11 protein-coding genes and 2 tRNA genes are annotated in these 14,772 nt (G+C 69.0%); 2 read left to right on the forward strand and 11 right to left on the reverse strand.

What is annotated here, in order from left to right:
* Nucleotides 1-136: 136 nt before the first annotated feature.
* The 5 genes from ndk to ACWDA7_RS29700 all read right to left on the reverse strand — a co-directional run bounded on the left by ndk (nt 137) and on the right by ACWDA7_RS29700 (nt 6,150).
* Nucleotides 137-550, reverse strand: coding sequence for a nucleoside-diphosphate kinase (ndk, locus tag ACWDA7_RS29680; protein WP_450607912.1), 414 nt, complete (start codon nt 548-550; stop codon nt 137-139).
* 210 nt (nt 551-760) lie between these two features.
* Nucleotides 761-1,114 (reverse strand): DUF4233 domain-containing protein, encoded by a 354-nt coding sequence (locus ACWDA7_RS29685; RefSeq protein ID WP_450607914.1) that lies wholly within the window; start codon nt 1,112-1,114, stop codon nt 761-763.
* Nucleotides 1,115-1,120: 6 nt separating this feature from the next.
* Nucleotides 1,121-2,629, reverse strand: a complete 1,509-nt coding sequence (folC, locus tag ACWDA7_RS29690; RefSeq protein ID WP_450607916.1) for a bifunctional tetrahydrofolate synthase/dihydrofolate synthase — start codon at nt 2,627-2,629, stop codon at nt 1,121-1,123.
* Nucleotides 2,626-3,156 carry an allene oxide cyclase barrel-like domain-containing protein gene (locus ACWDA7_RS29695; RefSeq protein WP_450607918.1) on the reverse strand — a complete coding sequence of 177 codons (531 nt, stop codon included), beginning with the start codon at nt 3,154-3,156 and terminating at the stop codon, nt 2,626-2,628. Before ACWDA7_RS29695 ends, folC begins: the two co-directional genes overlap by 4 nt.
* Before the next feature lie 342 nt (nt 3,157-3,498).
* Nucleotides 3,499-6,150, reverse strand: coding sequence for a valine--tRNA ligase (locus tag ACWDA7_RS29700; RefSeq protein ID WP_450607920.1), 2,652 nt, complete (start codon nt 6,148-6,150; stop codon nt 3,499-3,501).
* 139 nt (nt 6,151-6,289) lie between these two features.
* On the opposite strand from ACWDA7_RS29700, the gene ACWDA7_RS29705 reads away from it, so the two are divergent.
* A complete protein-coding gene (locus ACWDA7_RS29705) occupies nt 6,290-7,303 on the forward strand; it encodes a hypothetical protein (protein WP_450607922.1) in 1,014 nt (337 codons plus the stop codon).
* Between the two features lie 153 nt (nt 7,304-7,456).
* On the opposite strand, the gene clpX is transcribed toward ACWDA7_RS29705, so the two are convergent.
* The 5 genes from clpX to ACWDA7_RS29730 form a co-directional block, all read right to left on the reverse strand.
* Nucleotides 7,457-8,743, reverse strand: a complete 1,287-nt coding sequence (gene clpX / locus ACWDA7_RS29710) for an ATP-dependent Clp protease ATP-binding subunit ClpX (RefSeq protein ID WP_359390802.1) — start codon at nt 8,741-8,743, stop codon at nt 7,457-7,459.
* 192 nt (nt 8,744-8,935) lie between these two features.
* On the reverse strand, nt 8,936-9,616 hold the full coding sequence (locus ACWDA7_RS29715; protein ID WP_359390799.1) for an ATP-dependent Clp protease proteolytic subunit: 681 nt from the start codon (nt 9,614-9,616) through the stop codon (nt 8,936-8,938).
* A gap of 153 nt (nt 9,617-9,769) precedes the next feature.
* A complete protein-coding gene (locus tag ACWDA7_RS29720) occupies nt 9,770-10,381 on the reverse strand; it encodes an ATP-dependent Clp protease proteolytic subunit (protein WP_359391153.1) in 612 nt (203 codons plus the stop codon).
* Between the two features lie 591 nt (nt 10,382-10,972).
* Nucleotides 10,973-12,358: a trigger factor gene (gene tig, locus ACWDA7_RS29725; protein ID WP_450607925.1), complete on the reverse strand. Its 1,386-nt coding sequence runs from the start codon at nt 12,356-12,358 to the stop codon at nt 10,973-10,975.
* Between the two features lie 202 nt (nt 12,359-12,560).
* Nucleotides 12,561-12,637: transfer RNA gene (locus ACWDA7_RS29730), tRNA-Pro, on the reverse strand.
* A 153-nt stretch (nt 12,638-12,790) separates the two neighbouring features.
* Between ACWDA7_RS29730 and ACWDA7_RS29735 the strand changes: the two genes are divergently transcribed.
* Nucleotides 12,791-12,861: transfer RNA gene (locus tag ACWDA7_RS29735), tRNA-Gly, on the forward strand.
* Between the two features lie 1,437 nt (nt 12,862-14,298).
* Here ACWDA7_RS29735 and ACWDA7_RS29740 read toward each other — a convergent pair.
* Nucleotides 14,299-14,493 carry a hypothetical protein gene (locus ACWDA7_RS29740; RefSeq protein WP_059131620.1) on the reverse strand — a complete coding sequence of 65 codons (195 nt, stop codon included), beginning with the start codon at nt 14,491-14,493 and terminating at the stop codon, nt 14,299-14,301.
* Nucleotides 14,494-14,772: the final 279 nt, after the last annotated feature.

Raw genomic sequence — 14,772 nt, forward strand, 5'->3', positions numbered from 1 at the left:
AACGGGGCGCATATGCCAGGCGTTGGTGGGGTTTTGACGGCCGAATTTTTCAGCCGCCCCGTTCCGGCATCCGGGTGACGTGACAAACCCTCAGAAATATTCACAAGACGCGTTCAGAAGTTCATCGCTCGTACGCTCAGAAGCGGCCAGGGAAGAAGATCTTCAGCTCGCGTTCGGCGGACTCCTCCGAGTCGGAGGCGTGGATCAGGTTCTCGCGGACGATGACACCGAAGTCACCGCGGATGGAGCCGGGAGCGGCGGCGATCGGGTCGGTGGGCCCGGCGAGCGCGCGCAGCCCCTCGATGACCCGCTCGCCCTCGACGACGAGCGCGACGACCGGGCCGGACGCCATGAACTCCACCAGCGGCTCGTAGAACGGCTTGCCCTTGTGCTCGCCGTAGTGCAGCTCCAGGGTCTCGTGGTCCAGGGTGCGCAGTTCCAGCGCGCTGATGGTCCAGCCGGCCTTGCGCTCGATACGGCCGATGATCTCGCCGATCAGCCCGCGACGGACGGCGTCGGGCTTCAGGAGGACGAGGGTGCGCGAGGTCACGAGAGGGCTCCTTTATCGGTGGTGCGGGAGGATGAGGCTACAGGGCGGTGCTGGCAGGTTTTCACACAGCGTCAGGCGCACCCCATGAGGGGCCGGGGGCCGCACGACCGGCCGCCCACGACCCGCGATGGTGTACGGGCCGAGGCACCACGGCGTGGCCGTACAGGGCCGGCGGCGGGGCCCGTGACGGGCTCCCCGGGCGCCGCACCGCTAGGCCTGGCTGTTCTCGCTGCTCTGGACGGCCGCGAAGCGGGCCTTCGCCTCGTCGATCTTCCGGCCGTAGTGGACCGACGCCCACCACAGCGCCGCGAAGATCGCGCCCAGCAGGAACATCGTCGGGACCACGAACCCGGAGGCGATCAGCGCGATCTGCAGCGCCCAGCCCAGCAGGACGCCGCCGGGACGGGTGATCATGCCGCACAGCACGACGCTGAGCGCCATGGCGATGCCGCTGACGGTCCAGACCGTGCCGGTGGACAGGTTCGGGTCCTTCATCGCGACCAGAGCGGCGAAACCGATGACGAAGAACTCGCCGATCAGGGTCGAAGAACAGAGTGTGCGCACGGAGAGTCAGCCCTTCCCCAGAAGCAGTCGGGCCTCGCCGACCGTGATGACGGAGCCGGTGACCACCACGCCACCGCCCGCGAACTCGCCCTCCTCCTCGGCCAGCGTGATCGCGGCCTCCAGGGCGTCCGGCAGCCGCGGCTCGACCTGCACGCGCTCCTCGCCGAAGACCTCGACGGCGATCGCGGCCAGCTCGTCCGCGTCCATTGCGCGGTGGCTGGAGTTCTGGGTGATCACGACCTCGGCGAAGATCGGTTCGAACGCCTCCAGCAGACCCCGGACGTTCTTGTCGCCGCTCGCGCCGACGACCCCGATCAGCCGGCTGAAGTCGAAGGCCTCGCTCACGGCGTCGGCGGTGGCGCGGGCGCCCGCCGGGTTGTGGGCGGCGTCCAGGACGACCGTCGGGGAGCGCCGTACGACCTCCAGACGGCCCGGGGAGGACGCCGAGGCGAAGGCCTTGCGGACCGTGTCGGCGTCCAGCGGCTCGGGCCGCTGGGAGCCCACCCCGAAGAACGCCTCGACCGCGGCGAGCGCCACGGCGGCGTTGTGGGCCTGGTAGGCGCCGTGCAGCGGCAGGTACACCTCGTTGTACTCGCCACCGAGGCCGCGCAGGGTGAGGAGCTGGCCGCCGACCGCCACCTGCCGGGAGACGACGCCGAACTCCAGGCCCTCGCGGGCCACGGTCGCGTCCACCTCCACGGCCTTCTTCAGCAGCACCTGGGCCGCGTCGACCGGCTGCTGGGCCAGGATGACGGTGGCGCCCTGCTTGATGATGCCGGCCTTCTCCTCGGCGATCTCGCCGGGCGTGCCCCCGAGCCGGTCGGTGTGGTCCAGGTCGATGGGGGTCACCACCGCGACGTCCCCGTCGATCACGTTCGTGGCGTCCCAGCTGCCGCCCATGCCGACCTCGACGACCGCGACGTCGACGGGGGCGTCGGCGAAGGCCGCGTACGCCATGCCGGTGAGCACCTCGAAGAAGGAGAGCCGGTACTCCTGCTGCGAGTCGACCATCTCCACGTACGGCTTGATGTCGTCGTACGTCTCGATGAACCGCTCGGCGGATACGGGCGCGCCGTCCAGGCTGATCCGCTCGGTGACGGACTGGACGTGCGGGCTCGTGTACCGGCCCGTGCGCAGCTCGAAGGCGCCGAGCAGGGACTCGATCATGCGGGCGGTGGACGTCTTGCCGTTGGTCCCGGTGATGTGGATGGACGGATACGAGCGCTGCGGCTCCCCCAGCACGTCCATCAGCGCCGAGATACGGCTGACGGACGGCTCCAGCTTGGTCTCGCCCCAGCGCGTGGCCAGTTCGGCCTCGACCGCCCGCAGCGCCTTGTCGACCTCGGGGTCGGCGGGCCGCGCGGGCACCTCGGCCTGCGGCGGCCCGCCCTGGGTGCGCAGGGTACGGCTGCCGGCCTCGATCACCGCGAGATCGGGGTCCCGGTCGGTCTCGGCCGAGACGATGTCTTCGAAGGGATCGCTCTCATTGGCGTCACGCGGGGGCAGGTCGCTCACAGGGCCAGTCTACGGAGCACGGGTGACAGGCGCGGTCGCGGGCAGCCTTGCCGCCGGGGCCGGCTGCCCGAGCGCCGCCGGGAGCCCGGAAAGAGGCCCCGCGCGGGCGGGCGCGTGCGTCCCCCCGTCGAGGCGGGACCTATCCCGCCGAGGGATCGTCCAGGGTGATGTGGAAGGTGACCTGCCGCTCCGTTCCACCGGCCACGACGGTGTGCATACCGCCGGGCCGTGCTGTAGGCCCCGGAACCACCGGTGAGGGCGATGTCGACCGCGGGGGCGGAGGTCGCCTGGCCCTTCAGGTGGAGGAGCGCCTGCGAGGTGATCTGACCCTCGGGCAGAGCGAAGGTACCGACGCACTCCAGCTGGACATCGCCCGGCTGGACCCGGATATAGATGCAGACCACACTGTGGTCGCCGATCTTCCTGCCGCCGCTGTAGAGGTCTTCGGCGATGACGAGCTCGTCGCCCGGGCTGAGCCCCTTCGTACCCAGATCGAGGGACTGGGACTGAGCCTGTCTCGCGGTCAACCGGATGGTCTCCGTGCGGTGGCCGTCGGCGTGCGCGCCGCCGGGGGCGATGCGGCGGCGGACGCCGCGGAGACGACGGCCCGTGCGGCGGCCAGGCCGGCGGCCGTGCCGAGACGTAGGGCGGTTCTGCGCACGGTGCGCCTCCCAAATGGCGTAGGTGTGCCCTCACGCCCCATGGTCCGGTTCGTGCGGCCTTTCGCCCGATGTGCCGTACCGTTCGGGTGAATTCGCCGCTCCCGGCGCACTCGCCGGCCATGCACGGGGAACGCCCGGCCGGGGTCTCCCGGGCCGGGCGTTCTACGCGGACTACGTGCGGCGGGCTCACCTCACCGCACGGAACCCCTATGCCTGCGGCAGGCGCTCCAGCTGGGCCTGGATCCGGGCGATGTCCTCGTCCGCCTTGGCGAGCCGTGTGCGGATCTTCTCCACCACCTGGTCGGGGGCCTTGGCGAGGAACGCCTCGTTGCCGAGCTTCGCCGTGGCCTGGGCCTTCTCCTTCTCCGCCGCGGCCAGGTCCTTCGCGAGGCGCTTGCGCTCCGCCGCCACGTCGATCGTGCCGGACAGGTCCAGCGCGACCGTGGCGCCCGCGACCGGCAGGGTCGCGGTGGCGGTGAAGCCCTCGCCCTCCGGCTGCAGGCGCAGCAGCTGGCGGATGGCGGCCTCGTGCGGGGCGAGCGAGGTGCTGTCGAGGGTCAGCCGGGCCGGAACGCGCTGGCCGGGCTGCAGGCCCTGGTCGGCGCGGAAGCGGCGGACCTCGGTGATGACCGACTGGAGGGTCTCGATCTCCCGCTCGGCGGCCGCGTCACGGAAGCCGCCCGGGGCGTCAGCCCCAGGAACCGACACAGCCTTCGGCCACTCGGCGATGACGACCGACTCGCCACCCGTGAGGGTGGTCCACAGCGTCTCCGTCACGAACGGCACGATCGGGTGCAGCAGCTTCAGGGTGACGTCGAGGACCTCGCCCAGGACGCGCTTGCTGACCTCCGCGGCCTCGCCGCCCGCCTGGAACGTCGTCTTGGACAGCTCGACGTACCAGTCGAAGACCTCGTCCCACGCGAAGTGGAAGAGGGCGTCGGACAGCTTGGCGAACTGGAAGTCCTCGTACAGGGCGTCGACTTCGGCGACGACCGAGTTCAGACGGGACAGGATCCAGCGGTCGGTCGCCGACATCCGCTCGGACGCGGGCAGCGGGCCCTCGACCGTCGCGCCGTTCATCAGGGCGAACCGCGTGGCGTTCCAGATCTTGTTGGCGAAGTTGCGGGAGCCCTGGACCCAGTCCTCGCCGATCGGGACGTCGACACCCGGGTTGGCGCCGCGGGCCAGGGTGAACCGGAGCGCGTCCGACCCGTACTTGTCCATCCAGTCCAGCGGGTTGACCGCGTTGCCGAAGGACTTCGACATCTTCTTGCCGAACTGGTCGCGGACCATGCCGTGCAGGGCGATGGTGTGGAACGGCGGGGTGCCGTCCATCGCGTACAGGCCGAACATCATCATCCGGGCGACCCAGAAGAAGAGGATGTCGTAGCCGGTGACCAGGACGGAGTTCGGGTAGAACTTCGCGAGGCTCTCGGTCTGCTCGGGCCAGCCCAGCGTGGAGAACGGCCACAGGCCGGAGGAGAACCAGGTGTCGAGGACGTCGGTGTCCTGACGCCAGCCCTCGCCGCTCGGGACCTGTTCGTCCGGGCCGACGCAGACGACCTCGCCGTTCGGCCCGTACCAGACCGGGATGCGGTGGCCCCACCACAACTGCCGTGAGATGCACCAGTCGTGGAGGTTGTCCACCCAGTCGAAGTACCGCTTCTCCATCTCCTGCGGGTGAATCTTGACCTTGCCCTCGCGGACCGCGTCACCGGCGGCCTTGGCGAGCGGGCCGACCTTGACCCACCACTGCATGGACAGCCGCGGCTCGATGGTGGTCTTGCAGCGCGAGCAGTGGCCGACCGAGTGGACGTACGGCCGCTTCTCGGCGACGATCCGGCCCTCGGCGCGCAGAGCGGCGACGATGGCGGAGCGGGCCTCGAAGCGGTCCAGGCCCTGGAAGGGACCGTGCACGGTGATGACCGCGTGCTCGTCCATCACCGTGATGGCCGGCAGGTCGTGGCGCTGGCCGATCTCGAAGTCGTTCGGGTCGTGGGCCGGGGTCACCTTGACGGCGCCGGTGCCGAACGCGGGGTCCACATGCTCGTCGGCGACGACGGGGATGGAACGGTCGGTCAGCGGCAGCTTGATGAGCTTGCCGACCAGGTGCTTGTAGCGCTCGTCGTCCGGGTGGACGGCGACCGCGGTGTCACCGAGCATGGTCTCGGCACGGGTCGTGGCGACGACGATCGCGTCGTCGCCCTCGCCGTACTTCATGGAGACGAGTTCGCCGTCGTCGTCCTGGTACTCCACCTCGATGTCGGAGATCGCGGTGAGGCAGCGCGGACACCAGTTGATGATCCGCTCGGCGCGGTAGATGAGCTCGTCGTCGTAGAGCCGCTTGAAGATGGTCTGGACGGCCTGGGACAGGCCCTCGTCCATCGTGAACCGCTCGCGCGACCAGGCGACACCGTCACCCAGTCGGCGCATTTGCCCGGAGATCTGCCCGCCGGACTCGGCCTTCCACTGCCAGACGCGCTCGACGAACGCCTCACGGCCGAGGTCGTGGCGGGACTTGCCCTCCTTGCCCAGCTCACGCTCCACGACGTTCTGCGTGGCGATGCCGGCGTGGTCCATGCCGGGCTGCCAGAGCGTCTCGAAGCCCTGCATGCGCTTGCGGCGGGTCAGGGCGTCGATGAGGGTGTGCTCGAAGGCGTGCCCGAGGTGCAGGCTGCCGGTGACGTTCGGCGGGGGGATGACGATGGTGTACGGAGGCTTCTCGCTCTTCTCGTCGGCCTCGAAGTAACCCCGCTCTACCCAGCGCTCGTACAGCGGCCCCTCTACGTCGGCCGGCGCGTACTGGGTCGGCAGTTCGGTGTCGGGCGCTGATGGCTGCTGCTGAGCGTTCTCGGTCACGGGGTCAGTTTAGGGGTGTCACCGGCCCGTCCCGAAACGCGATTCTTTCGTAACGGTGAGCATGGCCCGGCCGTGGCACTCCTCCGCTTGCCCCAGGATGTGAGGGATCCATAAGCGTCTCTGGAGGGGAACCCAGAAGATGAGCCACAACCAGCCGGGCCCGTACTCCGGACCGCCCCAGCAGCCCGGGCCGTACGGTCAGCCGGGCCCCTACGGCGGGCCTCCGCAGGCACCCCAGCCCGGTTACGGCTACCCCCAGCAGACTCCGCAGGCACCCCAGCCCGGTTACGGCTACCCCCAGCAGGCGCCCCAGGGCATCCCGCCCCAGCACAACCCGTACGGCCAGCAGCCCACCCCGCCGCCCGGCCAGCCGCCTTACGGCCAGGCGCCCCACGGACAGCAGCCCTACGGACAGCAGCCGTACGGCGTTCCGCAGTCGCCGGCACCGGCGGGCGGCAAGAAGAAGACGGGCCTGATCGTCACCGGTGCGGTGGCGGTCGTGGCCGCGATCGCGGTGGTTGCGTACTTCGCGATCGGTGGGGGCGGCGGCTCCGCCCTCGCCGACGACGGCCCGCACAAGCTGACGACGCCGAGCAAGATCCTGGGCGACTACACCCGGGTCACCGGGGACGGCTCCGCCGCCAACGACTCGTCGACGGTGAAGAACCTCGAGGCCAGCGGCGTTCAGAACGGCACGGCCGTCTTCGGCATCTACTCCGCGGCCGACTTCAGCAAGTACAACCCCAAGGACCCGTCCACCGCGCCCGGCACGGCCGAACTGGCAGCGGCCAAGTCCATCACGTTCGTCGGCGGCTACGGCAAGATCGCCGACCCCGAGGCCGCCCTGGACAAGTTCTTCGCCTTGATCAAGAAGCAGACCGAGGAAAGCTCCACCGGCGGCGGCACCGGCCAGAAGGCCGAGCTGCTCGGTTCGCCGGAGTCGGCGGACCTGGACGGCGCGGTGATGAAGTGCCAGGCGGCCAAGGGCACGAACGCGGTGACCAAGAAGGAGAAGACCGACTGGTTCTGCGTGTGGGCGGACTACAGCACGCTCGCCATGGTCTCCCCCGGCGACAACACGACCGACGTCACCAAGGACACGGCGATCGACGTCACCACCAAGGTCCACGACCAGGTCCGCGTCAAGGGCTGACGCTGCGCTGAATCCCAGCGAAACGGGGCGCCCCGCTGTGGTGCGGGACGCCCCGTAATTGCTCTGCGGCTCTGTCTCATCAGGGTCGACGCACACACAGAGGTGCCCGGTGCTGCATGCACCGGGCACCTCGCGTGACATACCGAACGCCGGCTACGCCGTCTTCTGCTCCCCCGCTCCCCGGCCGCGCGCGTCACGCGGGATCAGGGTCGGGTTCACGTTCGAGAGGACCACATCGGCCGTGATGACCACGCGGGCCACGTCCTTGCGGGACGGGACCTCGTACATCACCGCCTGGAGGACCTCCTCCATGATGGCGCGCAGACCGCGGGCGCCCGTCTGGCGCAGGATCGCCTGGTCCGCGATGGCCTCCAGGGCCTCGCGCTCGAAGTCCAGCTCCACGCCGTCGAGTTCGAACAGGCGCTGGTACTGCTTCACGAGGGCGTTGCGCGGCTCCACCAGGATCTGCAGCAGCGCCTTGCGGTCGAGGTTGTGGACCGAGGTGATGACCGGGAGGCGGCCGATGAACTCCGGGATCATGCCGAACTTCACCAGGTCCTCGGGCATCACGTCCTCGAACTGGTCCTTGGACTCCAGCTCCCGCTTCGAGCGGATCGTCGCGCCGAAGCCGATGCCCTTCGCGCCCGCCCGGGATTCGATGATCTTCTCCAGGCCCGCGAACGCGCCGCCCACGATGAACAGCACGTTCGTCGTGTCGATCTGGATGAACTCCTGGTGGGGGTGCTTGCGGCCGCCCTGCGGAGGCACGGAGGCCGTCGTGCCCTCCAGGATCTTCAGCAGCGCCTGCTGCACGCCTTCACCCGAGACGTCCCGGGTGATCGACGGGTTCTCGCTCTTGCGGGCCACCTTGTCGATCTCGTCGATGTAGATGATGCCCGTCTCGGCCTTCTTGACGTCGTAGTCGGCCGCCTGGATGAGCTTGAGCAGGATGTTCTCGACGTCCTCGCCGACATACCCCGCCTCCGTCAGCGCCGTCGCGTCGGCGATGGCGAACGGAACGTTCAGCATGCGGGCGAGAGTCTGGGCCAGGAGTGTCTTGCCGGAGCCCGTCGGGCCCAGCAGCAGGATGTTGGACTTCGCCAACTCGATGGCGTCGTCGCGGCCTTGAGCGCCGCCGTTCTCACCCGCCTGCACCCGCTTGTAGTGGTTGTACACCGCGACGGACAGGGCCTTCTTCGCGGCCTCCTGGCCGACGACGTACCCCTCGAGGAACTCGTAGATCTCGCGGGGCTTGGGGAGTTCCTCCCAGCGCACCTCGCTCGTCTCCGCGAGCTCTTCCTCGATGATCTCGTTGCAGAGATCGATGCACTCGTCGCAGATGTACACACCGGGGCCTGCGATGAGCTTCTTGACCTGCTTCTGGCTCTTGCCACAGAACGAGCACTTGAGCAGATCGCCGCCGTCACCGATGCGTGCCACGGTGTGCTTCCCCTTCGCCTGGGAGACGCCTTACGTCCAGCGGCTCCTGGTGCTGCCTTATGTCCGACGGTACCTTGCCGGGCCCCCCGTTCGGGCCCCCCTTGGCACGGTTCACTTTGACGTGTACCGAGTCACACCGCGCCAAGGGGCGGCAGACGATACAGATCCGATGACGAATCCGGTGGATTCGCCTCAGCGGACAGATGCGTTGTTCATCTTGCGGGTCGAGATGATCTGGTCGATCAGGCCGTACGCGAGCGCGTCCTCGGCCGTCAGGATCTTGTCGCGCTCGATGTCCTCGCGGATCTTCTCGATCGGCGTGTTCGAGTGCTTGGCCAGCATCTCCTCCAGCTGCGAGCGCATCCGGAGGATCTCGTTGGCGGCGATCTCCAGGTCGGAGACCTGACCGCGGCCCGTCTCACTGTACGGCTGGTGGATCAGCACCCGGGCGTTCGGGAGCGCCATGCGCTTGCCCGGGGTGCCGGCGGCCAGCAGCACGGCGGCGGCGGAGGCGGCCTGGCCCATGCAGACCGTCTGGATGTCCGGCTTCACGAACTGCATCGTGTCGTAGATGGCCGTGAGCGCGGTGAAGGATCCGCCCGGGCTGTTGATGTAGACCGAGATGTCGCGGTCGGGGTCCATCGACTCCAGGCACAGCAGCTGCGCCATGACGTCGTTGGCGGAGGCGTCGTCGATCTGGACGCCGAGGAAGATCACGCGCTCCTCGAAGAGCTTCGCGTACGGGTCGTACTCGCGGATGCCCTGCGAGGTGCGCTCCACGAAGCGCGGGATGACGTAGCGGGACTCGGCCACGGGGGCGGTGTACTCGGCACGCGCACGGTCATAGAGGCCGCTGCCGGGGAAGTCGTTCACGGTATCTCCTGAAAAGGGCTGAGGCGGTGGCTGGGGGCTGAAGAGGCGCTAGGGCCCAGGGGCCCGGTGAGCCCGTACGGGGCCTGACCGGGCGGTACGGGCCCGGTGGGAGCCCCGTCGGGGTCTACCCGGCCGTACGGGCCCGGTGAGGCCTTACGAGCCCGCCCCGGTGCCTCCGCCGCCCGGCATGCCGGCAGCGGTGGTGATGACCTCGTCGATCAAGCCGTAGCCCTTCGCCTCCTCGGCGTCGAACCAGCGGTCGCGGTCCGAGTCACGGGTGATCTGCTCGACCGACTGGCCGGTGTGGAAGGAGGTGAGCTCGGCCATGCGCTTCTTGGTGTGCAGCAGCCGCTCGGCGTGGATCTTGATGTCGGACGCCGAACCGGCGAGGCCGGCCGAGGGCTGGTGGATCAGGATCTCGGCGTTGGGCAGGGCAAAGCGCTTGCCCCGGGTGCCCGCGCTGAGCAGGAACTGCCCCATCGACGCCGCCATGCCCATGGCGATGGTCACCACGTCGTTCTTGATGTACTGCATGGTGTCGTAGATAGCCATACCGGCCGTGATGGAGCCGCCGGGGCTGTTGATGTAGAGGTAAATGTCCTTGTCCGGGTCGGCGGCAAGGAGCAGCAGCTGTGCAGTGATCCGGTTGGCGATGTCGTCGTCCACCGGCTGGCCGAGGAAGATGATCCGCTCGTTGAGCAGCCGGCTGTAGACCTGGTCGCCGAGGCCGCCACCGATGGAAGGCTCGCCGGCGGCGGAGGGCATCAGATTCGTCACGTATCCACCTGCTCGTCTTACGACGGCGCGGAGCCGTCTCACGTGTTCTGCCGGGGCGTGGGACCCCGTGCGCCCCTCGCACGGGCGGCTTCGGGGACTCCCCTGCCCTCGTATTCATGGACCCTAACGCGCAGGCAGGCGGGTGCCATCCCGCTTCTGCGGGTGTTCGCTGTCAGCGCATGGGCGTTGGCCTTGTGGGACCCGGCGTCCGGGGCGCCGTGACGGGCTGTCGCCCCGGGCTCCGTGACCATTGTCGCCATGGGACGTGCGGCGGGCACGCTGTGCGGGTCGTTCGGGGGCGCCCGTACGGGTCCCGGGCCTCTTGCGAGACTCTCCCCTCGCGGGCCCGGCCCCTTCGTCCCCCGGGGCGGGGCAGCCCACCGGCACCGGCCTGCGGGGGTCGCGCGTGCGGTCCCCCGCGCCCCCTGGAGCGGCGCCCGCCCTTGACTCCTGTCGGGCGCCCCCGGCCCTCCCCTGACGGCCGAAGAACGCCGCCCCGGTTACGCCGTCCGCGTACGAGGACAGGCCCCAGGACGCATCACGTCCCGGGGCCCGTGGTACGGCAGGTGCCCGTGAGGGTTACGCCTCCGGCTTCGCCTCGCCGGCCTCCGCGGCCTCGGCGGCGGCCTCCGTGGCCTCCGACTCGTCCTCGTCCTCGTCGTCCAGGTCGACGGGCTCACCGTTGGTGTCCTTGACCGTGGCGGCCTCGACCACCACCGCCAGGGCCTTGCCGCGGGCGACCTCACCGACGAGCATCGGGACCTGGCCGCCCTCGACGACCGCCTGGGCGAACTGGTCGGGGGACATGCCGGAGGAGGCCGCACGCCGCATGAGGTGCTCGGTGAGCTCCTCCTGGCTGACGCTCAGCTTCTCCTTGTTGACCAGCTCGTCCAGGACGAACTGGGTCTTGATGCCCTTGATCGCGGCCTCGCGCGTCTCGGCCTCGTACTCCTCGGCGCTCTTGCCCTGGATCTCCAGGTACTTGTCGAGGGTCAGACCCATCTGGCCGAGCTGGTGGTGCTCGAGGTTGTGCTTACGGGTGTTGATCTCGTCCTCGAGGAGCTTCTCGGGGATCGGGACCTCGACCAGCTCGAGCAACTTGTCCAGGACACGCTCCTGAGCCTGCGTGGCCTGGTCGTACTGCTTCATGTTCTCGAGGCGCTTGCGGCTGTCCGCCTTCAGCTCCTCCAGCGTGTCGAACTCGGAGGCGAGCTGAGCGAACTCGTCGTCCAGCTCGGGGAGTTCGCGGGAGGCGACCTGGGTGACCTTGACGGTCACCTCGGCCTCCTTGCCGGCCGCGGAGCCGCCCTTCAGCTCGGAGGTGAAGGTGGCCTCCTCGCCGGCCGACAGGCCCTTGACGGCGTCGTCGACGCCGTCGAGCAGCTCGCCGGAGCCGATCGTGTAGGAGACGCCGCCGGCGACGCCGTCCTCGAGGACCTCGCCGTCGACCTTGGCCTCGAGGTCGATCGTGACGACGTCGCCGTCCTCGGCGGCGCGCTCGACCGGGCTCGTCGACGCGAAGCGGTCGCGCAGCTGCTCGACGGACTTCTCGATGTCCTCGTCCGTCACCTCGACGGCGTCGACCTCGACGTCGATGCCGGAGTAGTCCGGGATCTCGATGGCGGGGCGGACGTCGACCTCGGCGGTGAAGGACAGCACCTCGTTGTCCTTCAGCTCCTTGATGTCGACCTCGGGCTGGCCCAACGGGTTCAGCTCGGCCTCGTTGACCGCCTCGGTGTAGAACTTCGGAAGCGCGTCGTTGACGGCCTCCTCGAGCACGGCGCCACGACCGAACCGCTGGTCGATGACCCGGGCCGGGATCTTGCCCTTGCGGAAGCCCTTCACCGTGACCTGCTGGTTGATCTTCTTGTACGCCGCGTCGAGGCTGTCCTTGAGCTCCTCGAAGGGCACCTCGACAGTGAGCCGAACCCGGGTCGGGTTCAGGGTCTCCACGGCGCTCTTCACGGTTCGGTCTCCTTGTGGCTGACTTCTTGGGGTTCTGCCGAGCTGCTCCGCCCGGGACGGGCGGGCCTTCGGCGGATTCGCGGGCCCCTGCCTGAGAGACTGGGCAGTGCAGACACACGGGCGCGCAGCTTGCATAGTAACCGCAAGCACTGGGCGTCCCAAAAGGCGATCAGTCGAGTCGTCGCCGAGTGACGCCGATCGGTGGTCGGGGTGGCGGGATTTGAACCCACGGCCTTCCGCTCCCAAAGCGGACGCGCTACCAAGCTGCGCCACACCCCGTGCTGGTGCGACACGTAGGGTACATGCCCGGACCGGTCACGTCGGCCGGATTGCAGATGGGTGAACGCACAGACCAACGCGTTGGCCTCCGGGGTGGGCGACCCGCTACGATGCCTTCTGTGCCGCGGTCACTGACCTGCGGCGCGTCCTGTTGCGGGCGTAGCTCAATGGTAGAGCCCTAGTCTTCCAAACTAGCTACGCGGGTTCGATTCCCGTCGCCCGCTCTTGTGGCTCAGGGCCAGGTCGGAGGATCTTTCCTCGTCCTGGCCCTGATGTATTTCCGATCTTCGCTCGGCCCTACGTGCCCGTTGCGTGCCCGTGGGGTAGGCGGCCATCTCGTCCCATCGTGAGATGACGGCGCGGGTATCGCCTCGGAGGCCGGGATGATCCGGGCCACCGAACGCCTGCTACGGTCGCCCCGTGGGGAGCGTCTCTGATTGGCTTAGCGAGCCTGAGCGTTGCTCAGCCTTGGGAGCCAATCGCGTTCGTGCCCTGGTACTGAACGACAGGAGCCGCCAGCCCGCGTGGCACGTCCCTCCGGACGCTGGTCGACCGGGCCGCAAGACCCGACCGAGGAGGGTGCCCGACGTCGCCTGGGCGCCGGGCGTGCGCGTAGCACTCTGCCACAGGTTCACTACGCTTCGCTAATCCAACTGGTGAGCCTGTGGGGGCGCGTGCTCCGCTGCACGATACTGCTGACGACTGTGGGCTGTGCGGTACAGGCCGGCGCACCGGATTCGGTCGATGGACCGACCGCTCCGCCGGTCGCACACTCGTCAGCCGCCACGTCGGCGCCGGTCGCATCGTCCTCGCCCTCCAGACGACCCGCCTCGCCGCGGCCCGCCTCCGCGACGCCCTCGGCCGCCGTCAGCCCACAGGTCGCCGCCGACCACACCTGTGCCGCCCGCTACCTCGTCGCCTCAAACGGGCCCAGGACCGGCCAGTTCCGCGAGAACGGCGAGGACAAGTCCGTCACCATCATCCTGCTGCGCAACACCGGACACTCCCGGTGCCTGCTGAACGGCTGGCCCGGTCTCCTTTTCTACGGCTACGACTTCGTGGCGATGTGTCCATCGGGTCAGCCGCGGCTGTGCGCGCTGCCGGAAGCGAGTCCAGCCGAACAGCGCCCGTTCAGGGCGATCCGTTCACGGTTGCGCGCGGCCTCGGACATTGTCCTGGCCCCGGACGAGACGACGTCCTTTTCCCTGCTGCGGCTCTCGTCGTATGCGGGGACGTGCATCGACAGGGGACTCAGGCTCCTTACCGCGCCGAGATCAGGGTCCCCGGCGACTCCCACCCCATCCCCCTCGTACTCCCTGACCTACAGCCATGCGACGACATCGAGGTCACCCCGTTCGGATCCGCAATCTGAGGCCGCGGGAAAGGGACGACCTCTCGAGAATGCCAGCCGTCACAGCTGCCCGTGGTTCGTCGGCGACTGACCCATCAGTCCCGGTCGGCTTTTGTCGCGTATACGCCACACGCGGAGCACAGGCGCGGCTACGGAGTGCAGCGGCGTTCTCATGCGTCACGGGTGCGGCGAAGGCACAGCTCGCCCCCGGCGGCGACCATCCGCTCCACCGGGAGCGCCGGGTCCGGTCGCCGGCGGGTGGGGTCACGAGAGCGGCCGCATCCGCGTCGGCGTTCGCGTTCGCGTTCGCTCAGAAGTTGATCGAGTTGATGGTGTCGGCTATCGAGTTCAGGAACCGGTTTATGGACGGCGCCATCCCGGTCGAGGCCAGGAAGAAGCCGAAGAGGATGGCCACGATCGCTGGGCCCGCCTTGATCGAGCCCCCTCGGATCAACACCACCAGGATGATCGCCAACAGCAGCACCACTGACAGCGAAATGGCCACAACTGATCACACCCTCGGTCGGTCCGCTCTCCCGGCCCGGGGGCCGCCCTTACAGCGCACCCCCGCTGGAACCATCGTGCCACCAACCGGCCCACCCTATGCGGCCCGTGAGGCATCGTCGGCCACGTCAGCCGCGCGCATCGCGTGCGCAGCGCCGGAACGTGACGCTGAACACCGCCCGCCCGAAGGGCATTTAGGAGGATCCCTGGGGGCGAATCCACAGTGATCGTTTCCAAGGCCACACATCACGCACGCAGGTAATTCGAATACGCTCGACCA

The sequence above is a fragment of the Streptomyces sp. NPDC001156 genome (assembly GCF_053598275.1).

Coding starts and splice junctions, on each gene's coding strand:
- ACWDA7_RS29720 (WP_359391153.1), bottom strand. CDS start 10,381: ATGCCCTCCGCCGCCGGCGAGCCTTCCATCGGTGGCGGCCTCGGCGAC.
- ACWDA7_RS29705 (WP_450607922.1), top strand. CDS start 6,290: ATGAGCCACAACCAGCCGGGCCCGTACTCCGGACCGCCCCAGCAGCCC.